We start from the raw sequence: 21,061 nt of genomic DNA, 5'->3' as shown, positions 1-21,061 counted from the left end.
AGCCGACACCTGCCGTCAACTCCGAAAAGCCGCCTCCGGGCGGCTTTCTTGTTTGCCGGAAGAGCAAACAAGCCTTCCGGAATGCCGCAGAGCTCTTCGCGAAGACAAAAAAGCCATTCGCGAACAGAAAATTTGCCTTCCGGAATAGAAAAAAGCCTCATGCCGCTTCGGGGCGCAGGTCCGAGCTTGCTCGGATGCTCTGGCTTCAATGCGAAAAGCATCCGAGCAAGCTCGGACCTACAAAGCACCTAAAGCATCCGAGCGAGCTCGGGTCTACAAGGACCAAGCTGCGATCAACCGGCCAACTTGCCGAAGATGCGCGCCCCGGCGATCCACACGCCGATACCGGTGCCCAGGTTGGTCAGGATGAAGTTCAGGACCACGCGCGAGACGCGGTTGCGGTACCAGCCGCGCAGGGTCTGCGCGTCGTCGCGTAGCGCCAGGAAATCGCCGTAGGCCGGCTTGCGTATCCGCACTTCGACCAGCGCGCTGAACATGCCGGACGGAATGCCGGGACGGAACGGCTTGAGCGGTGCGGCGATGGCCCCGGCCAGGATGCTGAGCGGGTGTCCACCCGCCAATGCGCAACCCACGGCGGCCAGGCCGGCGGTGAACAGGACCCATTGCTTGAGCAGGTCCGCGCCGACCGCATAACCGCCGTGCCAGAAGCCCCAGGCGATGCCGCCCAGGACCAGGGTGGTGAGGGCGATGGTGAACCAGGGCAGTTTCTTTTTCTGCTGCACATGGTTCAACTCCTCGCACAGCGCGGTGGGATCGCGCTGTTCCTCTCCCAGGTAACGCGCCAGCCCCTGCAAGTGGCCGGCGCCGACCACCGCCAGCACTTCGTAAGGCTTGTCGGCTCCAGGCGCGGCCTCGATCTGGCGCAAGCGCGCCGCCATGTACTGGTCGCGTTCGTCGATCAGCGCCGCGAACAGAGCGGGGCTCTGCTTGGCGAATTCGCCGAAGCTCGATTCCAGCATGTCGCCCTGTTTCAGGTTCTCGATTTCCTCTTCGCCGACTTCATCGTCGACGAACAGGCTGGTCGCCAGCCCCGCGCCCAGCTTGATCCGGCCGATGAAGCCCAGCTTGGCTGAAATGCGCTTGAAGGTCAGGCCGACATCGCGGTCGATCAGGTGCAGGTCCAGGCCACGGCCTTTCGCCGCATTGGCCGCGGCCTTGAGTTCCGCGCCGGGCTCGATGCCGAGCTGTTCGGCGAGACGGCGCTGGTACGCGGCCAGGCCCAGGTTCGCGGCGAACAGCGCGACCTTGCCGTCGCGGATCACCTTGACCAGGTCTAGCTTGGCCAGCGCATCGGGATCGTTCAACGCCTGCAGCCGCTGCGCATCCAGTTCGACCGCGACCGCGTCGTAGTTGCCATCGGCGATCGCCGCGACCACCGCATCGACGCTGGCCTTGGACACATGCGCGGTGCCGAGCAGGGTGTAGCGCACGCCATCGCGTTCGACGATCTGGTGGGGCTGACCGGCGAGCGGGTCGGCGAGGAGTGGCTGGTCTGGGGTTTCGATCATTGATTCAGGCTCGAAGCGTGGGGTTTCATAGGAGCGACGTCAGTCGCGACTGACGTCGCTCCTACGATGATGTTCAAGGAATTTCAGCGGCGGGTGCGTCGCGATCGCCTCGGCCCAGCGCGCGCTGCATCTGCACGGTGTCCAGCCAGCGGCCGTGCTTCCAGGCGATGCCGCGGAAAACGCCGATCAACTGGAAGCCGAATTTCTCGTGCAGCCGGATCGACGCGGTGTTGGCGGGTTCGCCGATCACCGCGATCATCTGCCGGTAGCCGCGCGCCCCGCATTCGGCGATCAGGCGCTCCAGCAGCGCCGCGCCGACGCCATGTCCCTGCCGTCCCGCCGCGACGTACACCGAGTTCTCCACCGTGAAGCGGTAGCCGGCGCGTGCGCGGTAACTGCTGGCGTAAGCGTATCCCAGCAGTTGTCCACCGGCTTCCGCGACCAGGTAGGGATAGCCCGCCTCGACGATGCCCCACATGCGGCGCTGCATCTCGGCCTGGTCCGGGACGTCGTACTCGTAGGTATTGACGTGGTCCCGGACTTCCGACGCGTAGATGGCGGAGATGGCCGGCATGTCCGCCGGCGTGACGTCGCGGATGATCAGGTCCAAGCGCAGCGTCTCAATCGATGTAGCGCTTCAGCAGGTCGCCATAGGCATCGATGCGGCGGTCGCGCAGAAACGGCCAGATGCGGCGCACGTGTTCGCTGCGGGCGAGGTCGATTTCGGCGCTGAGGATTTCCGCTTCGCCGCTCGCTTCGGCGATGAACTCGCCTTGCGGCCCGAGGACATGGCTGTTGCCCCAGAACTGGATGCCCGATGCGCCCAGAGGAGAGGCTTCGTGGCCGACCCGATTGCACGACAGCACCGGCAGGCCGTTGGCGACCGCGTGGCCGCGGTGACTGAGGATCCACGCGCCGCGCTGGCGGTCCTTCTCGTCCTGCGCATCGTCCGGATCCCAGCCGATCGCGGTCGGGTAGAGCAGCACTTCCGCCCCGGCCAGCGCCATCAGGCGCGCGGCTTCCGGATACCACTGGTCCCAGCACACCAGCACGCCGAGGCGGCCCACCGAAGTATCGATCGGCTTGAAGCCGATGTCGCCGGGAGTGAAGTAGAACTTCTCGTAGAAACCAGGATCGTCCGGGATGTGCATCTTGCGGTACTTGCCCAGCGTGCTGCCGTCCTTTTCGAACACGACCGCGGTGTTGTGGTACAGCCCGGCGGCGCGGCGCTCGAACAGCGAACTGACCAGGACCACGCCATGCCGCTTGGCCAGTTTGCCGAGGCGTTCGCTGCTGGGACCGGGGATCGGTTCGGCCAGGTCGAATTCGTCCACCGACTCGTGCTGGCAGAAATACGCGCCGTTGTGCAGTTCCTGCAGCAGGACCAGCCTGGCTCCGCGCTTGGCGGCTTCGGCCACGCGCTGCTCGATCACCGCCAGGTTGGCCTCGGCATCGCCATGGTTCTTTTCCTGGATCAGGGCGACGGGCAGGGTGTTGCGGGTCATGGGAAAGGCGGGCGATACGGGGAGGGCGCATGGTAACGCGGAAGGCCGCGGCGGGGGCTTCCGTAGCGTGAATACGGGGATCGGATGAGGAATGGCGCTTACCAGAGCGGGATCCTCATTGCTCGTCATGACCAGCCGAATGGCTGGTCATGACGATGTCCGGAGTAGATGACGGCGATCGGAGTAAACGCCCTTCAAGTCAGGAAGATGTATTTTCCACTTCCTGTCCGCGCTGCCAGCGGCCCAGCAGGCTGCCGGTGAAAGCCCAGACCAGGGCGATGCCGGCGCCGATCAGCATCGCCAGCGCCGGGTGGTCGGCCACCAGGTCCAGGCCGCGCTTGATCCAGGCGCTGACCGCATCGCCGCCGCGGTAAACCACGGTGTCGATGAAGTTCTTGGCCTTGTACTTGGCTTCCGGTGGGACCACGGTGTACAGCATCTCGCGGCCCGGCCGCACAAACGCGTATTCGCCCGCGCGCCGCACCACCATCACCACCACGAACACCGCGAAGGTCGGCGCCAGCGCCAGCCAGACGAATCCGGCCGCCACGATCACCGGCACCGCCACCAGCAACACGCCGACGCCCAGCCGTTGCGCCACCCGCCCGGTGAGGAACACCTGGGTCAGGATGGCCATGCCCTGGACCACGGCGTCGATGGCGCCGAACACCTGCGTCTGCCGGGTCTGGTCAGGGAAGGTTTCAGCCACCAGTCGCGCCTGTTCGAAATACAGGAAGGTGGTGACGCTGGACAGCAGCACCACGAATACCGCGATGGCAATGAGGTAGCGCGACTTGAACACCGCCGTGGCGCCCGCGAACGGATTGCCGCCGAGTGGACGACTGCGTTGTTCCGGACTGCTGTGGTGGGCAGGCAAGGGGTGGCCATCGCGCCAGCGATGCAACCACATGGCAGTTGCCGCGCTGCAGGCGATGAGCATCGCGGAGAGCAACAATAGGCCGCCGTGCCCCAGCGGCTCGACCAGCCATGTGGTCAGCAGCGGACCCGCCAATCCGCCCAGGCTGGCGCCGCCGGCGATCAGCGCGAACAACCGCTTGGCCTCGCCGGTGACGAACACATCGGCCAGCACGCTCCAGGCCAGCGAGATCATCAGCATGTTGATGACCGAAACCCAGATATAGAACGCCCGGGCGTTCCACGGATCGTCCGGCTGCGACAGCATCGCGATGCCGAATCCAAGCAGGCTCAGCACCACCAGGCCGAACACCCACGGTACGATCCGCCGTCTTGCCACCTTCGATGCCAGCCAGCCGAACAGTGGCAATACCGCCACCGTGGCCAGGAACGTGCCGGTGAACAGCCATTGCAGGTTGTCCACGCCGCCCGTCACGCCCATGGTTTCGCGGATCGGCCGCAGCATGAAGTAGCCGGTGAACAGCAGGAAGAACATCGCCAGTCCCGCCGCCACGGCGGGCGCTTCGTGCGGTTCGACATTGAACACGCGGGCGACGAGGCGCAGTGCTGATGGAGCCCCGGAGGTCGGCTGGTTCATCGGGGGCGGATCAAGCGAGTGCCGCGACCAGCGCCTGGCGCTGCGCTTCGTCAAGGTCCGGACCGATGCCGGCCTTCAGATTGTCGCTCTGCCGATCCGGCTTGCCGGTGGCCGGAATCACCACCGTCACCGCCGGATGGCTCAGCGCGAATTTCAGGAAGGCCTGCGCCCATGAACCTACACCGGCAGCGGCCAGCGCTTCCGGCAGCGGCTTGTCCTTGACCTGCGCGAACAGCTTGCCGTCCTCGAAGGCGCGGTTGATCATCACCGCCACGCCCAGGTCGCGGGCCAGCGGCAGCACGCGCTTCTCGGCGCCGCGCGACACCACCGAATAATTGATCTGCAGGAAGTCGGGTTTCTCCGCCTGGACGATATCAGTCAGTTGGTCCTGCGCGCTTTCCAGGTAATGGGTGACGCCGACGTAGCGCACCTTGCCTTGCGCCTTCAGTTCGCGGGCGACGGCGAGTTGGGTTTTCAGGTCGCCGAGGTTGTGGACCTGCAGCAGCGCGACCTTGTCGGTCTTGAGTCGGCGCAGGCTTTCGTGGAACTGGGCCATGCCTTCTTCGCGGCCACTGACGCCGGACAGCTTGGTCGCCAGCCACGCCTTGCCGGCGAGATCCTGTTCAGTGAGCAGCGCGCCCATCCGGTCTTCGGCCACGCTGTAGGTAGGCGCGGTATCGATCACGGTTGCGCCCGCGGCGAAGAAGCGTTTCAGCACCTCGCGCAATGGATCCAGTTCGGCGGCGGAATCGCCGACCTCGAAGCTGCCGGAAGTGCCCATGCCGATGACCGGGATCTTCTCGCCGGTGGCGGGGATGGCGCGGGTGTTCAAGGGGCCGGATATCGCGGCAGGTGGGGCGCTGGCCGGGGTCCGGCCGGCAGGTGCCTGGGCGGCTCCCGCCTGGGCATTGTCGCGGCAGGCCGCCAGGGTCAGGCCGGCGGCGGCGAGGGTGGTCGAAGCCAGGAATTTGCGTCGTGTGTACACGGCAGCCTCCACTGATGAGCGGTGACTGCTGGTTATCCGCGATCACGGATAAGCGTGTGTAAACGAAGCGTTTGTTCAGCCCCCAACTGAAGTCATGCCGGGACCGACGGACAAGGGGTATCAGCCCACCAGACCCTCGGGCAATTGCATGGTGATGCAATGCAGGCTGCCGTTCTGCCAGATCAGCGGCCGGCACGGCACCTGCACGATCTCGCGGCCCGGGTAGGCGGCGGCCAGCACTTCGGCGGCCTTCGCGTCGGCCTGATCGCCATAGGCCGGGATCAGCACCGCGCCGTTGATGATCAGGTAGTTGGCGTACGACGCGGCCAGGCGGCGGCCTTCGTCGATGACCGGTTTGGCCCACGGCAGCGGGAACAGGCGATACGGCTGGCCATCGCGGGTGCGCAACGCGGCGATCTCGTCGGCCATGGCCATGAGCTCGGGGTAGTGCGAATCGGTTGGATCGTCGCAGGCCTGGAACACGATGCCGTCGCCGGGCGCGAAGCGGGCGAGGGTGTCGATATGGGCGTCGGTGTCGTCGCCTTCCAGGTAACCGTGATCGAGCCACAGGACCCGGTCCTGCCGCAGCCACTCGCTCAGTCTGGCGGTGATTTCTTCACGCGGCACATCGGGATGACGCTCATGCAGGCATTGCCAGGTGCTCAGCAAGGTACCTCGACCATCGGTTTCAATGGCGCCACCTTCCAAAGCAAAATCAATGCTTTGGACGAAATAGTTATGGAACAGGTTCATGCCGGAGAGTTCGCCGACCAGGCGGTCGTCGCGACTTGCCTGGTATTTCCCGCCCCAGCCGGTGAAGCGGAAATCGAGTTGCTTGAAGCGATCGTCCGCGCGCAGGGTGATGGGGCCGGTATCGCGCAGCCAGGTGTCGTCGTATTCGGCGGGTACGAAACGCACCCGGGCCATGTCGATCCGCGCGGAGCGTAGGCGCGCTTCGGCATAGACCTGCAGATCCTCGTCGGCGATGCAGATGATCACCGGCTCGAAGCGGGTAATCGCCGCGACCAGGGCCACGTAGGTTTCTTCGACCCCGGCCAGCCGCTCGGACCAGTCGGTGTCGGCATGCGGCCACGCGATCAGGACCGCGGACTGGGGTTCCCATTCCGCAGGGAAGCGAAAGGCATCGGTCATGGAAGTCTTGGTCTTATCTGATTGGAGGCTTGGGCCCGATTTCGTCCGGGCTGGCCTGGTTGGCGACCACGTCGATGACGCGGCTCTTCTCGAAATATACGGTGAAATCGGCATACACCCAGCGGTTGATCACCGGCCACTGGCTTTTCTGGCCGCCACGCGGTTCGAGCTTCTGCTGGGGAGCGCCAAACCTGGCCTCCACCTGGGCGGCGGTCTGACCGCGTACGGGCAGGGCTGCGGCGGGTTTTTCCTGCGCGCGCTCGATCAGCAAGGTGTCGGCGCCGGCAGTGCCGGCGCAGCAAAGCAGGGCGAACAACGGAACGGCGTAAAGGCGACGGTTCATGGCGGTGGCTCCCCAGAGGACGCGTCTTTATAGCAAAAGCGCCCCAACAAAAAACCGCCGCGCCGCCCGGATATCGGGCAACAGGGCCGGTTGCAGCGTCGCCACGCGCCGAGGCAGCAAGTGGCGAAAACAAAAGCCGCCTTCCGGCGGCTTTGCGGTTCGCCAGGCGGGCTGCGGTTTGGCAGCGCGCTTGGTCACATCGTGGTTTCAGCGCAGGCGCGCCTTGGCCATACCCGAGGGTTTCAGCGCTGGCGCGCCTTGAAACGCGGGTTCGACTTGCAGATCACGAAGACCTTGCCACGGCGGCGGACCACCTTGCAGTCGCGATGACGGGTCTTTGCCGACTTCAGGGAGGAAAGGACTTTCATGACATACCTCGGGGAATTTGGGGTGGAACTGTCTGGGAATGGGATCGGTGCGAGCCAGTGGCACGGCCGGGACGAAAATCAAGCCGCGCATTCTAGCGGTTTTTTCCGTTGAGGTTCAAGCCCTTGCATGCGGCACGGCCGAGCCGGAGCCGCGGGCCATGCCCCGGGCCGGGCATAATGCCCAAAACCACGGGGTAGTCATGTCCGAAAACATTCCAGTACTGACCATCGACGGTCCTTCCGGCGCCGGCAAGGGCACCGTCAGTCGCATCGTCGCCAGGCGACTGGGCTGGCACTACCTGGACTCCGGGGCGCTATACCGTGCGGTCGGGGTCGCGGCCAGCTGGGCCAACCTGGACATCTCCGATCCCGCCGCGCTGGTGCGCTGCACCTTCGATACCGAAGTCGCATTCAGGGAGGACGACCTTGGCGACCTACGGGTCTGGGTCAATGGCGTCGACGCCACCGACGAATTGCGCCTGGAAACCACCGGCGCCGTGGCCTCGGCCATCGCCGCCTTCCCCGAGGTCCGTTCGGCGCTGAAGGAGCGCCAGCGCGCTTTTCGGCAGGCGCCGGGCCTGGTGGCCGACGGACGGGACATGGGTACGGTCATCTTCTCCGACGCCCAGTACAAGGTTTTCCTGACCGCCAGCGCCGAAGAGAGGGCGGAAAGGCGCTATAACCAGTTGAAAGACAAAGGGGTTTCCGTCACTATAGCCGGTCTGCTACGCGAGATTCTCGCCCGCGACGCCCGTGATGCCCAGCGCACGGTGGCACCGTTGAGGCCGGCCGAAGACGCCGTCCTCCTCGATACCACCGGCCTGAACATCGATCAGGTCGTGGAGCGCGTGCTGGCATTGGTGAGCCCGTAGTCGCGGCTGTATTGCGGCTACACCCGTTTCCTTCCCCTTCGAGGGGAAGGCAAGGATGGGGATGGTTTTCCAGCCGGTTCGACGGATTGCAATGTCGTGCAGCAGAACAGCCCCGCCGGAAACGTGTTCCGGCGGTTCATCCACCACAACACTCACGGCCACAGGCATTCCGCCAGGCCGACAACGGGTGGACCGGCACGCACGCGACAACGCGCTTCCGGTCTGCGTCATCAACCGAGATTTTTTCAATGATCGAATCATTTGCAGAACTGTTTGAACAGAGCCAGATCCACCTCACCAAGCTGAAGCCCGGTTCCATCGTCATGGGCACCGTCGTGGAAGTCCGCAACGACGTGGTGGTGATCAACGCCGGCCTGAAGTCCGAAGGCATCGTGCCGATCGAACAGTTCCGTAACGACGACGGCACGCTTACCGTGGCCGTCGGCGATGAAGTTAAGGTCGCCCTCGACTCGCTCGAGAACGGCTTCGGCGAAACCGTGCTGTCGCGCGAGAAAGCCAAGCGCGCCATGGTCTGGGACGAACTGGAAGAAGCGCTGGAAGCCAACGCCACCATCACCGGCCGCATCAGCGGCAAGGTCAAGGGCGGCTTCACCGTCGACATCAAGGACGTCCGCGCGTTCCTGCCGGGTTCGCTGGTCGACGTGCGCCCCGTGCGCGACCCCGGCTACCTGGAAGGCAAGGAACTCGAGTTCAAGCTGATCAAGCTGGATCGCAAGCGCAACAATGTCGTGGTCTCCCGCCGTGCGGTGGTCGAGAGCGAGCATTCGGAAGAGCGCGAGCAGCTGATGGACAAGCTGCAGGAAGGCGTGGTGCTGAAGGGCGTGGTCAAGAACCTCACCGATTACGGCGCGTTCGTGGACCTGGGCGGCATCGACGGCCTGCTGCACATCACCGACATGGCCTGGAAGCGCGTGCGCCATCCGTCCGAAGTCGTGGAAGTCGGCCAGGAACTCGACGTTCGCGTGCTCAAGTACGACCGCGAACGCAACCGCGTCAGCCTGGGCCTGAAGCAGCTGGGCGAGGATCCGTGGGACAACATCGCCCGCCGCTACCCGGCCAACAGCCGCGTATACGGCAAGGTCTCCAACGTCACCGATTACGGCGCGTTCGTCGAGATCGAGCCGGGCGTCGAAGGCCTGGTCCACGTTTCGGAAATGGACTGGACCAACAAGAACGTCAACCCGTCCAAGGTCGTGCAGGTCGGCGACGACGTCGAAGTGATGGTGCTGGACGTGGACGAGGAGCGTCGCCGCATCTCGCTGGGCATGAAGCAGGTCGCCGCCAATCCGTGGGAAACCTTCGCCGCCATCCACAAGAAGAACGACAAGGTGTCGGGCCAGATCAAGTCGATCACCGACTTCGGCATCTTCATCGGCCTGGACGGCGGTATCGACGGCCTGATCCACCTGTCCGATATCAGCTGGAACTCCACCGGCGAAGACGTGGCCCGCAACTACAAGAAGGGCGACACGCTGGAAGCCGTCGTGCTTGCCGTGGACCCGGAACGCGAGCGCATCAGCCTGGGCGTCAAGCAACTGGAGCAGGACCCGTTCGGCCAGTTCATGGCCGCCAACCCGAAGGGCTCCAAGCTGGAAGGCACGGTGCGTGAAGTGGACGCCAAGGGCGCCATCATCGACATCGCCGAAGGCGTCGAAGGCTACGTCGCCGCGCGCGACATCAGCAACGAGCGCATCGACGACGCCAGCCAGCACCTGAAGGTGGGCGAGAAGATCGAAGCCCGTTTCGTCGGCATGGACCGCAAGGGCCGCGTGCTGCAGCTCTCGATCAAGGCCAAGGACGACGCCGAAATGCGCGAAACGCTGGAGGATTACCAGTCGCAGTCTTCCTCGTCTTCGACCGGCGCCACCACCCAGCTCGGCGCGTTGCTGCGCGCGCAGCTGGAAGGCAACAAGTCCGAGTAAGCAAGCCATCCGATCCACGCCGGCCCGGTTCGTACCGGGCCGGTAGTGGTGCCCTTCGCCTATTTCCGTGACGATGACCAAATCCGAACTCATCGAAATCCTGAGCCGTCGCCAGCCGCACCTGAAGGCCGACGACGTCGATCTGGCAGTGAAGTCGCTGCTGGAGATGATGGGCGGTGCCCTGGCCCAAGGCGAACGCATCGAGATCCGTGGATTCGGGAGTTTTTCCCTGCATTACCGTCCGCCCCGTCTGGGCCGTAATCCCAAGACCGGTGATTCCGTCGCCCTGCCGGCCAAGCACGTGCCGCATTTCAAGCCCGGCAAGGAACTGCGCGAGCGCGTCAGTGGCGTGACCCCGATCGAGGAAAGCGGCGAATAGATCGTCGTGGTCCGTCGTCGTGGTCCGCTGGTTCCGCGGCGTGTAGTCGGCGACAGTCTCGGAGTAAGCTAGCGGCTCCTGTGCATGGAGCTGTCCGATGAATATCCTGCGTCTGATCGTGGCGCTGATCTTCCTGGGTGCCGGTCTGCTGATCGGCGTGCTCAACACCCAGCCGATCACGTTGAAGTTGTTGTTCACCGATATCCAGACTTCCTCGGGCGTGGCGATCATCCTGTCATTGCTGGCCGGAGTGGTCATAGGCGGGCTGATCATGCTGGCGACGCTGGTGTGGCCGCTGTACGCCAGGTTGCGCAAAGCCAACAAGCAGGCCGCCGCGCCAACACCGATGCCGGGTGCCGGCGTCTAGCCGATCCAACAGGCCGATAACGCATGCAATTCCTCAACGAGTGGTTCTGGTTCTTCCTGTTCCTGCCGCTGGCCGCGCTCAGCGGTTGGGTGATCGGGCGAAGGGGAGGTCAGCGGCACGGGGATACCCAGGTCAGCCGGCTTTCCAGCACCTACTTCCGCGGCCTCAACTACCTGTTGAACGAGCAGCCGGACAAGGCGATCGAGTTGTTCCTGCACATCGCCGAACTGGACAAGGAAACCTTCGAGACCCAGGTCGCGCTGGGCCACCTGTTCCGCCGTCGTGGCGAAGTGGATCGCGCCATCCGCCTGCACCAGGGTCTGGTCCAGCGCAACGATCTCAGCGACCAGCAGAAAGTGCAGGCCTTGCTCGCATTGGGCGAGGACTACATGCGTTCGGGCTTGCTCGACCGTGCCGAAACGGTGTTCAGCGACCTCACCCGCATCGACCAGCGCGCACCGCAGGCGCTCAAGCACCTGATCGGCATCTACCAGACCGAGCGCGATTGGGAAAAAGCCATCGACAACGCCACCCGCTACGAAGAGGTGGCTGGCGAGCCGATGGGCAAGCTGATCGCGCAATTCGAGTGCGAGCTGGCGGAGCGCCACCGTACGGCGAACGATGCCGACGCCGCGCGCGCCGCGATCGCGCGCGCCTACCAGGCCGATGCGAGCTGCGTCCGCGCCGGTATCCTGGAAGGGCGCATCGAGTCCGATGCCGGCAATCACGAAGCTGCCATCCGCGCATACGAACGTGCCGCGCGCCACGATCCCGATTACCTGCCGGAAGTGCTGCCCAGCCTGATGGCCAACTACGAGCTGGGCGGCGACCTGTCCGGCGCGCGCGCCTTCCTCTCGGAAATGTGCGAGCACTACCGCGGCATCGCTCCGGTGCTCGCCTTGACCCGTCTGGTCGAAAGCCAGGATGGGGTGGCCGCGGCGCGTGCCTATCTTGCGCGGCAGCTGAAGGACCGTCCCTCGGTCCGCGGCGAGGCCGCGCTGATCGACCTGACCCTGGCCGAAGGCGCGGATTCCACCGCAACCCTCAACGACCTCAAGCACATCACCGACCAGTTGCTGGTGCGCAATCCCAGCTACCGCTGTACCCGGTGCGGGTTCGGCGCACGCACGCACCATTGGCAATGCCCCAGTTGCAAGGAGTGGGGCACGGTCAAGCCACTGCTCAACTACGCGGTGGTCTGATGCCGGTGTTCTTGTCCTGGATGCTGCTGCACTTCGTGGTGGCGGCAGCGGGTACCTGGCTGGCGATCCGTTATGCGCTGAGGCGGAAGCTACTGGACCAGCCCGGAGAGCGGCGCAGCCATGCCACGGCCACCCCGCGCGGCGGCGGCATCGCCATCGTGGTGGCCGTGTTGTTGGGCATCGCCTGGCTGGCGGTCCGGCAACCCGGACAGGTCTGGCCGTTGGCGTCCTGTGCGCTTGGCCTGATCCTGGTCGCAGGCATCGGCTGGGTCGATGACCATGTCGCGTTGCCCGCCTGGCCCCGGTTGCTGGTCCAGGCGCTGGCGGCATCGATGGTGGCCTGGGCGGTCCACCGGGCCACCGCTGTCATGCCGGATGCGCTTTTTGCGTTCGCCTTGGTCATGGTGATGGTCAATGTGTGGAATTTCATGGATGGGATCGATGGCCTGGCGGCCAGTCAGGCCGCCATTGCCGCCGCTGGGCTGGCGCTGGTACCGGGAGCCGGGCCATGGGCGTGGCTGGCGGCCGGTCTGTTTGCCGCGATCGCGGGTTTCCTGCCCTTCAACTTCCCCAAGGCCCGGGTCTTCCTGGGCGATGTGGGTAGTGGTGCCCTGGGCTATCTGCTGGCGCTGCTGATCCTGGCGGCCTTCATCGGCCATCGGAGCCAGTGGCCTTTCCTGCTGTTGCCGGCTTCCGTGTTCCTCATAGACGCGGGCTTCACATTGGCCATGCGCATGCTGCACCGGGAACGCTGGTGGGAGCCGCATGTGCAACACGCTTATCAGTCCTGGTCGAGGCGGCTGGGCGGTCATGTGCCGGTTACAATGGCTTATGCGGTGTCCAGTCTGTTGGCGGTGGTCCTGATGCTGTTTGCCCTGCGTTCGCCGCAGCCGCTGCTGGATTGGGTCTGCTGGGCATGGTATGGGGCGCTTGTGCTGGCTTGGGCGCGATTGCGCAGGGATGTTCGATTGAGTAAGGAAGCATGATGACGTCATGGCGTGAGCGAATGGCCGCCCTGTTGCCACGATTGACTGTGGTGACCCACGACCTGGTGATGGTGTGGGTTTGCTGGCAGACGCTGCACCATTTGCGTTACGCCATGCTTCCGGATCCGCCGTTGTTCCCGCTCTGGTCGACCGAGATCGCCATCGTGCTGGTGGCGCAGGGACTGGTGTTCTGGCGGGTGGGCCTGTATCGCGGCCTCTGGCGTTTCGCCAGCGTGCCGGACCTGTGGAACATATTGAAGGCCGCCTTGCTGGGGCTGCTGGCCCTTGCCCTGGGGCTGGCGCTGTACAACCGGTTGGGCACGGTACCGCGTGCGGTACTGGTGCTTTACCCCTTCGTACTCGTGGGTTTGCTGGGCATGCCCCGGTTGCTGTTCCGCGCGTGGAAGGACAACCAGAATTCCGAGCTGAAGAATGGGGTCGCCCTCAGGGTGTTGATCCTTGGGGCAGGGCGTGCGGCTGAAGCGTTGGTGCGGGATCTGCGTCGCAGCGGTGCCTACCAGCCGGTTGGCCTGCTGGACGACGCGGCCAAGCTGCAGGGCACCAAGCTGCACGACGTGCCGGTGCTGGGGGGCTTGGCGGATGCGGTAACCGTGGCACGGGAAACAGCGGCGAAACTGATCGTCATCGCCATGCCTTCGCTGGATGCGGTGTCGATGCAGAAGGTGGTGGCGATCTGCGAAAGCACCGGATTGCCGTTCCGTACCGTCCCGCGCCTGGTCGATGTGCTGGAGGGCCGCTCGTTGCCCGGCGAGTTGAAGGAAGTCGCCATCGACGATCTGCTGGGCCGCAAGCCGGTCACCCCCGACTGGAAATTGATCCGTGGCTGGCTGGGTGGCCGCACCGTACTGGTCACCGGCGCGGGCGGCTCCATTGGTTCGGAACTCTGCCGGCAGTGCGCCAGGCATGGGGCGCGCAAGATCGCCCTGCTGGAGGTCGACGAGTTGGCGTTGACCACTACGCATGCCGAGTTGATGCGGGCGTTCCCGGATCTGGAAGTAGTCTCGGTACTGGGCAATTGCGGCGACCCCGCCGTGATCTCCCATGCACTGAAGATCGCCGAACCCGACGCCGTATTCCATGCGGCCGCCTACAAGCAGGTCCCCCTGCTCCAGCGCCAGTTGCGCGAAGCGGTACGCAACAACGTGCTGGCGACCGAAGTGGTTGCCAGGTCCTGCCGCGAGGCGGGGGTAGGCACTTTCGTGTTCATCTCCACGGACAAGGCGGTCGATCCGGTCAACGTCCTCGGTGCCACCAAGCGCTTCGCGGAGATGGTCTGCCAGACCCTGGATGACCGCAAATCGACCCGCTTCGTCACCGTGCGTTTCGGCAATGTGCTGGACTCGGCTGGCAGCGTGGTGCCGTTGTTCCGCGAACAGATCCGCCAGGGTGGACCGGTGACCGTTACCGACCACGAAGTGACGCGCTATTTCATGACCATTCCGGAGGCGTGCCAGTTGATCGTGCAGGCGGCCGCCAGCGCCGCGCATGCTTCCATCTACACCCTGGACATGGGCGAGCCCATTCCGATCCGGGTCCTGGCCGAACAGATGATCCGTCTTGCCGGCAAGCAGTTGGGCAAGGACATCGCCATCGTTTACACCGGACTGAGGCCGGGCGAGAAACTGCACGAAACCCTGTTCCATGCGGATGAGCTCTATCGGCCTACGTCGCATTCCAAGATCCTGGAGGCGCGCGCGCGCGATGCCTCGGCCGAGATCATCGCCCGGGCACTTGTCTTGCTGCAGGCTGCGGTCGATGCCTACGACATCGAGGAACTATCGCGGATCCTGCGCGCCACCATTCCCGAGTTCCTGCCGTCCGACAAGGTCGAGGAGACCGGCGCTACAATCGTGCAATTTCCTGCGCGCGAAGCCAGAAGGACACGATGAGCCAACGTATACGCAAGGCGGTATTCCCGGTCGCCGGACTGGGAACGAGGTTCCTGCCGGCCACCAAGACCGTGCCGAAGGAAATGCTGCCGATCATCGACAAGCCACTGATCCAGTACGCGGTGGACGAAGCGGTGGAAGCCGGCTGCGATACCCTGATATTCGTGACCAACCGCTACAAGCATGCGGTCGCGGACTATTTCGACAAGGCCTACGAGCTGGAACAGAAGCTCGAGCGCGCAGGCAAGACCGAACAGCTCGAACTGGTCCGCAACGTGTTGCCTAGCCACGTGCGCGCGGTGTTCGTGACCCAGGCCGAGGCCCTGGGCCTCGGCCATGCGGTGCTGTGCGCCAAGCCCATCATCGGCGACGAGCCCTTCGCGGTCCTGCTGCCGGACGACCTGATCTGGAACCGGGGGCCGGGGGCATTGGCGCAGATGGCCGATGCGGCGCAAGCCTCCGGGGCCAGCCAGATCGCGGTCCAGGACGTGCCGCGCGAGCAGACCGGCAGTTACGGGATCGTCGCCACCGAAACTTTCTCCGGACGCGAGGGCAGGATCTCGGCCATCGTCGAAAAGCCCGCGCCGGAAATCGCACCGAGCAACCTGGCCGTGGTCGGACGCTATGTCCTGAGTCCGCGGATCTTCGATCTGCTGGAAAGCACCACGCCGGGTGCCGGCGGCGAGATCCAGCTGACCGATGCCATCGCCGCCTTGCTGGTCGAGCATCCGGTGCATGCCTACCGCTTCCGCGGCACGCGTTTCGATTGCGGCACGCATATCGGCCTGATCGAGGCGACCATCCGTTATGCGCTGGACCACGAAAAGCTCAGCGACGCCGCGCAGCAGTTGATGCAGAACGCGCTCAAAGAGCTGGGCGTTACCGAGCTCGAATAAGTCGTATCGGGCGTTTCGCTGCCCGGTCCGGAATGAAAAGGGCAGCCATGGGCTGCCCTTCTTGTTCTCGTCCCGATCCGGTACTCAGAGCGATTCGAATATACCCGCCGCACCCATGCCGGTACCGATGCACATGGTCACCATGCCGTACTTCTGCTGGCGCCGGCGCATGCCGTGGACCAGGGTCGCGGTACGGATCGCGCCGGTCGCGCCCAGCGGGTGGCCCAGGGCGATGGCGCCGCCCAGCGGATTGACCTTCGTAGGGTCCAGGCCCACGGTGCGGATCACCGCCAGCGCCTGCGCGGCGAAGGCTTCGTTCAACTCGATCCAGTCCAACTGGTCCTGGGAGAGTCCGGCCTGCTTCAGCGCCTTCGGAATCGCGGCGATCGGGCCGATGCCCATGACCTCGGGGCGCACGCCCGCCACCGAAAACGAGACGAAGCGCGCCAGCGGGGTCAGGCCGTAATCCTTGATCGCCTGTTCCGAAGCGAGCAACACGCCGGCGGCACCATCGCTCATCTGCGAGGAAGTACCCGCGGTCACGGTGCCGCCGAACTGCGGATTGCGGAACACCGTACGCAGCTTGGCCAGGCCTTCCAGGGTGGTGTCCGGACGCGGGCCTTCGTCGTTTTCCACCAGCAGCTTGCGTAACTGGATGGTGTTGCCGGCCAGATCGGGGATGCGCGACATCACTTCATAAGGCGAAATCTCGTCGCGGAATTCGCCGGCGGCGATCGCCGCGAGGGCTTTCTGGTGCGAGGCGAGGGCGAAGGCATCCTGGTCCTCGCGCGACACCTTCCATTCCTCGGCGACCTTCTCCGCGGTGATGCCCATGCCATAGGCGATGGCCACGTGATCGTTGTTGAACACGCTGGGGGCCATGGCGATCTTGTTGCCCATCATCGGCACCATGGTCATCGATTCGGTGCCGCCGGCCAGCATCAGGTCGGCATTGCCCAGGCGGATCTGGTCGGCGGCCAGGGCCACGGCCTGCAGGCCCGACGAACAGAAGCGGTTGATGGTCTGCGCGGCGACGGTGTCGGGCAGGCCGGCCAGCAGCAGGCCGATGCGGGCCACGTTCATGCCTTGCTCGCCCTCGGGCATGGCGCAGCCGATGATGGCGTCGTCGATGCGGCCGACGTCGATGCCCGGCGCCTGCGCGACGACGGCCTTGAGCACATGCGCCAGCATGTCGTCGGGACGGGTGTTGCGGAATACGCCCTTGGGCGCCTTGCCCACCGGGGTGCGGGTGGCGGCGACGATGTAGGCTTCCTGGATCTGCTTGGTCATTTTCCAGCCTCTGCTAGAGCTAAACGGATTTGTGGGCTTGAATTTCTTCCTGTCGTCCCCGCATAGGCGGGGATCCGGCGACATGGCCTTTCATGGCAACGGCACTGGGTTCCCGCCTTCGCGGGAATGACGGTCCAGAGAATCAATTTCTGAGCGGCTTGCCGGTCTTGAGCATGTGGCCGATGCGCGCCTGGGTCTTCTCCTGCTGGGCCAGTTCTACGAAGTGCTGGCGCTCGAGCTTCAGCAGCCATTCCTCGTCGACCAGCGAGCCGCGATCCACTTCGCCGCCGCACAGGACGGTGGCGATACGCACGGCGATCTCGTAGTCGTATTCGCTGATGAAGCGGCCTTCCAGCATGTTGACCAGCATCATCTTGAAGGTGGCGATGCCGACGTCGCCGGCCACCGCGACGCGACGCGCGGGCAGGGGCGGGCGGTAACCGCTTTCGGCCAGGGCAAGCGCTTCCTGCTTGGCCACGTACAGCAGCTCATAGGCATTGAAGACGATCCTGTCGGTCTTGCGCATCAGGCCGAGTTCCTGCGCTTCCATCGCCGAAGCGGATACCTTGGCCATCGCCACGGTCTCGAAGGTCTTCTTGAGCTCGGCGAACACATCGCCACCCGGACCGGCCGCCTGCGAAGCGCGCACCGCGATTTCCTTCAGGCCGCCACCCGCAGGCAACAGACCGACGCCGGCTTCGACCAGGCCGATGTAGCTTTCCAGTCCCGCCACGGTCTTGGCGCTATGCATCTGGAATTCGCAGCCGCCGCCCAGGGCCAGGCCGCGCACGGCGGCAACCACCGGCACCAGCGAATACTTGATGCGCTGGCTGGTGGCCTGGAAGTTGGCGACCATCGCCTCGAAGCCTTTCACGTCGCCCGCCTGCAGCAGGCCCATGGCCCCGGAAAGATCGGCGCCGGCGGAGAACGGCTCACTGTTCTGCCACAGTACCAGGCCCTTGAAGTCCTGTTCGGCGCGTCCGACCGCTTCCTGCAGGCCGTTGAGCACATGGTCGTTGACGGTATTCATCTTGGTCTTGAAGCCGACCACGGCGATGCCGTCGCCATCGGTCCACATACGCAGGCCGTCGTTCTCGAACACGGTTTCGCCGGCCGGGAATTTCTCGCCCAACAGCGGGTCCGGGAAGCGCTGGCGCTGGTACACGGCCAGCGAAGATCGTGGCAACTTCGCATTCTTGACGGGGCTGTAGCTGCCTTCGGCCGCATGTACGCCTTCGCGGCCGTCGAATACCCAGTTCGGCAGCGGCGCGCTGCTCATGGCCTTGCCGGCGACGATGTCGTCGGCGATCCATTGCGCCACCTGCTTCCAGCCGGCGGCCTGCCAGGTCTCGAACGGCCCCAGCGACCAGCCGTAGCCCCAGCGGATGGCCAGATCCACGTCGCGCGCGGTCTCGGCGATGTCGGCCAGGTGGTAGGCGCTGTAATGGAACAGATCGCGGAAGGTCGCCCACAGGAACTGCGCCTGCGGATGCTGGCTTTCGCGCAGCTTGGCGAACTTCTCGGCCGGATTCCTGAGCTTCAGTATTTCCACGACCTCAGGCGCAGCGACGCCAGTCGAAGGACGGTAGTCCTGCGCCTTCAGGTCCAGCACCATGATGTCCTTGCCGACCTTGCGGAAGATGCCCGCGCCGGTCTTCTGGCCCAGCGCACCCTTGGCGATCAACGCCTCGAGCCATTTCGGTGCGACGAAATACTTGTGCCACGGATCGTCGGGCAGGGTGTCGCCCATGGTCTTGATGACATGGGCCATGGTGTCCAGGCCGACCACGTCCGAAGTGCGGTAGGTCGCCGACTTGGGCCGGCCGATCAACGGACCGCTGACCGCGTCCACTTCGTCGAAACCCAGGCCGAATTCGGCGGTGTGGTGGATGCTGGCCAGGATCGAGAACACGCCGATGCGGTTGCCGATGAAGTTGGGGGTGTCCTTGGCATAGACCACGCCCTTGCCCAGGGTGGTGACCAGGAAGCCTTCCAGGCCTTCCAGCACGGCGGCGTCGGTGACCTGGGTCGGGATCAGTTCGGCCAGGTGCATGTAGCGCGGCGGGTTGAAGAAATGCACGCCGCAGAAGCGGTGGCGCAGCTGCTCGGGCAGCACGTCCGAGAGGGCGTTGATGCCCAGCCCCGACGTGTTGCTGGCCAGCACCGCATGATCGGCCACGAACGGGGCGATCTTCCTGTACAGGTCCTGTTTCCAGTCCATGCGCTCGGCGATGGCTTCGATGATCAGGTCGCAGCCACGCAGTTGCTCAAGTCCATCGTCGTAGTTGGCCGGGGCGATGGCTTCGGCCAGCGATTTGCTGGCCAGGGGGGCGGGGCTGAGCTTGCCCAGGTTGGCGATCGCCTTCAGGACCACGCCGTCCGGGTTGCCCTCCTTCGCCGGCAGGTCGAACAGCACCGTGTCCACGCCGGCATTGGTCAGGTGCGCCGCGATCTGCGCCCCCATCACACCGGCCCCGAGGACGGCGGCTTTTCGTACAAGTAATTTATTAGGCATATTACTTAAATCCTTGTTTTTAAAAAATATTGATTCAATGTCCGGCACGGATGCCGGCTTCGGCGAAACGGATGAGTTCGCGTGCGGCGCGTTCACGGTGCGCCGCTTCGGTGACATCGGCAGGACGCTTGATCAGGCCGAAATCGGCCATGGCATAGGTCAGGGCGCCGGCCAGGAAGTCGAGCCGCCAGTACAGCTCTTCCTTGCTCAGGCCGGGGACGCAGGTCGCGATGGCCTTGCCGAATTCGCGCAGGACATGGCCGTAGTGATCGGAAAGGAATTTGCGCAGCCCATCGTTCTTCTCCGCATAGGCGCGCGCCACCACGCGGACGAAGGCGCCGCCGCCGTGGCGGTCCTGCGACATCGCCAGGGCCGGCTCGACGAAAGCGGCCAGCACCGGCTGCAGTTCGCCGGGATGCTTCTCCAGCGCGGTTTTCAGCTGGCTCAGGCGCAAGTCGGTCATGTCGTCCATGCGCCGGCGGAAGACCTCGTTGACCAGATTCTCCTTCGAGCCGAAGTGATAGTTGACCGCAGCGATGTTGACGTCGGCGCGGCTGGTGACCTGGCGCAACGAGGTGCCGGCGAAGCCGTGCTGGGCGAACAGCTCTTCGGCGGCGCCGAGGATCCGGTCCTTGGTGGAAAAGTGGGTCGTGTTGGCCATGAGGCTCTCAGTAATCAAACGCTTGTTTGATACTGGTCCCGACGATAGAAAAAGTCATGCTGCAGTGCCGCATACGGCGTATGGAGCCACTGCAAAAATAGCGGCGATACGTTAGAATTGCGCTACGCAATTTAGCCTAAGCCCGCGTTTCGACGCGGGTTTTTCATGTTAACCTCGGGTCCGCAGTGGCCCACCCAACGGAGAATATCCATGGCGCTGGAGCGCACCCTGTCAATCGTCAAACCCGATGCCGTCGCCAAGAACGTCATCGGCGAGATCTATTCGCGTTTCGAAAAGGCCGGCCTGAAGATCGTGGCCGCCAAGTACAAGCAACTTTCGCGTCGCGAGGCGGAAGGTTTCTACGCGGTGCACCGCGAACGTCCCTTCTTCAATGCGCTGGTCGACTTCATGATCTCCGGCCCGGTGATGATCCAGGCGCTGGAAGGCGAGAACGCAGTGGCCCTGCATCGTGAACTCCTGGGTGCCACCAATCCGAAGGACGCGGCACCGGGTACGATCCGCGCCGATTTCGCCGATTCGATCGACGCCAACGCGGCGCATGGTTCGGATTCGGTCGAGAACGGTCTCGTGGAAATCGCGTACTTCTTCGCCGCGACCGAAGTGGTCTCGCGCTGAGTCCATGCC

20 protein-coding genes are annotated in these 21,061 nt (G+C 64.6%); 9 read left to right on the top strand and 11 right to left on the bottom strand.

Features of this window, described 5'->3' with window-relative positions:
• Positions 1–293 precede the first annotated feature (293 nt).
• From CSC74_RS03445 to ykgO, 8 genes are all read right to left on the bottom strand, one after another.
• Positions 294–1,529 (bottom strand): TraB/GumN family protein, encoded by a 1,236-nt coding sequence (locus CSC74_RS03445; protein WP_162313002.1) that lies wholly within the window; start codon positions 1,527–1,529, stop codon positions 294–296.
• A 73-nt stretch (positions 1,530–1,602) separates the two neighbouring features.
• Entirely contained in the window at positions 1,603–2,139 is a 537-nt protein-coding gene (locus CSC74_RS03440; protein ID WP_162313001.1) for a GNAT family N-acetyltransferase, read from the bottom strand.
• Between the two features lie 10 nt (positions 2,140–2,149).
• Complete coding sequence (locus CSC74_RS03435) at positions 2,150–3,034, bottom strand: carbon-nitrogen hydrolase (protein ID WP_162313000.1); 885 nt, start codon at positions 3,032–3,034, stop codon at positions 2,150–2,152.
• 199 nt (positions 3,035–3,233) lie between these two features.
• On the bottom strand, positions 3,234–4,547 hold the full coding sequence (locus CSC74_RS03430) for an NTP/NDP exchange transporter (RefSeq protein WP_162312999.1): 1,314 nt from the start codon (positions 4,545–4,547) through the stop codon (positions 3,234–3,236).
• A 10-nt stretch (positions 4,548–4,557) separates the two neighbouring features.
• Positions 4,558–5,532, bottom strand: a complete 975-nt coding sequence (locus CSC74_RS03425) for an aldo/keto reductase (protein ID WP_211369539.1) — start codon at positions 5,530–5,532, stop codon at positions 4,558–4,560.
• Between the two features lie 120 nt (positions 5,533–5,652).
• Positions 5,653–6,684 (bottom strand): agmatine deiminase family protein, encoded by a 1,032-nt coding sequence (locus tag CSC74_RS03420; RefSeq protein ID WP_162312998.1) that lies wholly within the window; start codon positions 6,682–6,684, stop codon positions 5,653–5,655.
• 13 nt (positions 6,685–6,697) lie between these two features.
• Positions 6,698–7,027: a hypothetical protein gene (locus CSC74_RS03415; RefSeq protein ID WP_162312997.1), complete on the bottom strand. Its 330-nt coding sequence runs from the start codon at positions 7,025–7,027 to the stop codon at positions 6,698–6,700.
• Positions 7,028–7,269: 242 nt separating this feature from the next.
• Entirely contained in the window at positions 7,270–7,395 is a 126-nt protein-coding gene (gene ykgO / locus CSC74_RS03410) for a type B 50S ribosomal protein L36 (RefSeq protein WP_005913193.1), read from the bottom strand.
• A gap of 200 nt (positions 7,396–7,595) precedes the next feature.
• Here ykgO and cmk point away from each other — a divergent pair, with 200 nt between their 5' ends.
• From cmk to galU, 8 genes are all read left to right on the top strand, one after another.
• Positions 7,596–8,267, top strand: a complete 672-nt coding sequence (cmk, locus tag CSC74_RS03405) for a (d)CMP kinase (protein ID WP_162312996.1) — start codon at positions 7,596–7,598, stop codon at positions 8,265–8,267.
• A 248-nt stretch (positions 8,268–8,515) separates the two neighbouring features.
• Positions 8,516–10,210 (top strand): 30S ribosomal protein S1, encoded by a 1,695-nt coding sequence (rpsA, locus tag CSC74_RS03400; protein WP_162312995.1) that lies wholly within the window; start codon positions 8,516–8,518, stop codon positions 10,208–10,210.
• A gap of 73 nt (positions 10,211–10,283) precedes the next feature.
• Positions 10,284–10,589: an integration host factor subunit beta gene (locus tag CSC74_RS03395; RefSeq protein WP_162312994.1), complete on the top strand. Its 306-nt coding sequence runs from the start codon at positions 10,284–10,286 to the stop codon at positions 10,587–10,589.
• 97 nt (positions 10,590–10,686) lie between these two features.
• A complete protein-coding gene (locus CSC74_RS03390; RefSeq protein WP_162312993.1) occupies positions 10,687–10,956 on the top strand; it encodes a LapA family protein in 270 nt (89 codons plus the stop codon).
• Positions 10,957–10,979: 23 nt separating this feature from the next.
• A complete protein-coding gene (gene lapB / locus CSC74_RS03385; protein ID WP_162312992.1) occupies positions 10,980–12,158 on the top strand; it encodes a lipopolysaccharide assembly protein LapB in 1,179 nt (392 codons plus the stop codon).
• Entirely contained in the window at positions 12,158–13,144 is a 987-nt protein-coding gene (locus CSC74_RS03380; RefSeq protein ID WP_162312991.1) for an MraY family glycosyltransferase, read from the top strand. The genes lapB and CSC74_RS03380 overlap by 1 nt, the downstream gene beginning before the upstream one ends.
• A complete protein-coding gene (locus tag CSC74_RS03375) occupies positions 13,144–15,054 on the top strand; it encodes a polysaccharide biosynthesis protein (RefSeq protein WP_162312990.1) in 1,911 nt (636 codons plus the stop codon). Before CSC74_RS03380 ends, CSC74_RS03375 begins: the two co-directional genes overlap by 1 nt.
• Positions 15,051–15,950 (top strand): UTP--glucose-1-phosphate uridylyltransferase GalU, encoded by a 900-nt coding sequence (gene galU / locus CSC74_RS03370; RefSeq protein WP_162312989.1) that lies wholly within the window; start codon positions 15,051–15,053, stop codon positions 15,948–15,950. Before CSC74_RS03375 ends, galU begins: the two co-directional genes overlap by 4 nt.
• A gap of 84 nt (positions 15,951–16,034) precedes the next feature.
• Here galU and CSC74_RS03365 read toward each other — a convergent pair whose 3' ends face one another.
• The 3 genes from CSC74_RS03365 to CSC74_RS03355 all read right to left on the bottom strand — a co-directional run bounded on the left by CSC74_RS03365 (position 16,035) and on the right by CSC74_RS03355 (position 20,416).
• Positions 16,035–17,240 (bottom strand): acetyl-CoA C-acyltransferase, encoded by a 1,206-nt coding sequence (locus CSC74_RS03365; RefSeq protein WP_162312988.1) that lies wholly within the window; start codon positions 17,238–17,240, stop codon positions 16,035–16,037.
• A 142-nt stretch (positions 17,241–17,382) separates the two neighbouring features.
• Entirely contained in the window at positions 17,383–19,755 is a 2,373-nt protein-coding gene (locus CSC74_RS03360) for a 3-hydroxyacyl-CoA dehydrogenase/enoyl-CoA hydratase family protein (protein ID WP_162312987.1), read from the bottom strand.
• A gap of 34 nt (positions 19,756–19,789) precedes the next feature.
• Positions 19,790–20,416 carry a TetR/AcrR family transcriptional regulator gene (locus CSC74_RS03355; protein WP_162312986.1) on the bottom strand — a complete coding sequence of 209 codons (627 nt, stop codon included), beginning with the start codon at positions 20,414–20,416 and terminating at the stop codon, positions 19,790–19,792.
• A 210-nt stretch (positions 20,417–20,626) separates the two neighbouring features.
• Between CSC74_RS03355 and ndk the strand changes: the two genes are divergently transcribed.
• Positions 20,627–21,052, top strand: coding sequence for a nucleoside-diphosphate kinase (ndk, locus tag CSC74_RS03350; protein ID WP_162312985.1), 426 nt, complete (start codon positions 20,627–20,629; stop codon positions 21,050–21,052).
• Positions 21,053–21,061: the final 9 nt, after the last annotated feature.

Source organism: Pseudoxanthomonas yeongjuensis (assembly GCF_010093345.1).
Classification (GTDB): Bacteria; Pseudomonadota; Gammaproteobacteria; order Xanthomonadales; family Xanthomonadaceae; genus Pseudoxanthomonas_A; species Pseudoxanthomonas_A yeongjuensis.
This window is presented reverse-complemented; position numbering and strand designations above follow the sequence as displayed.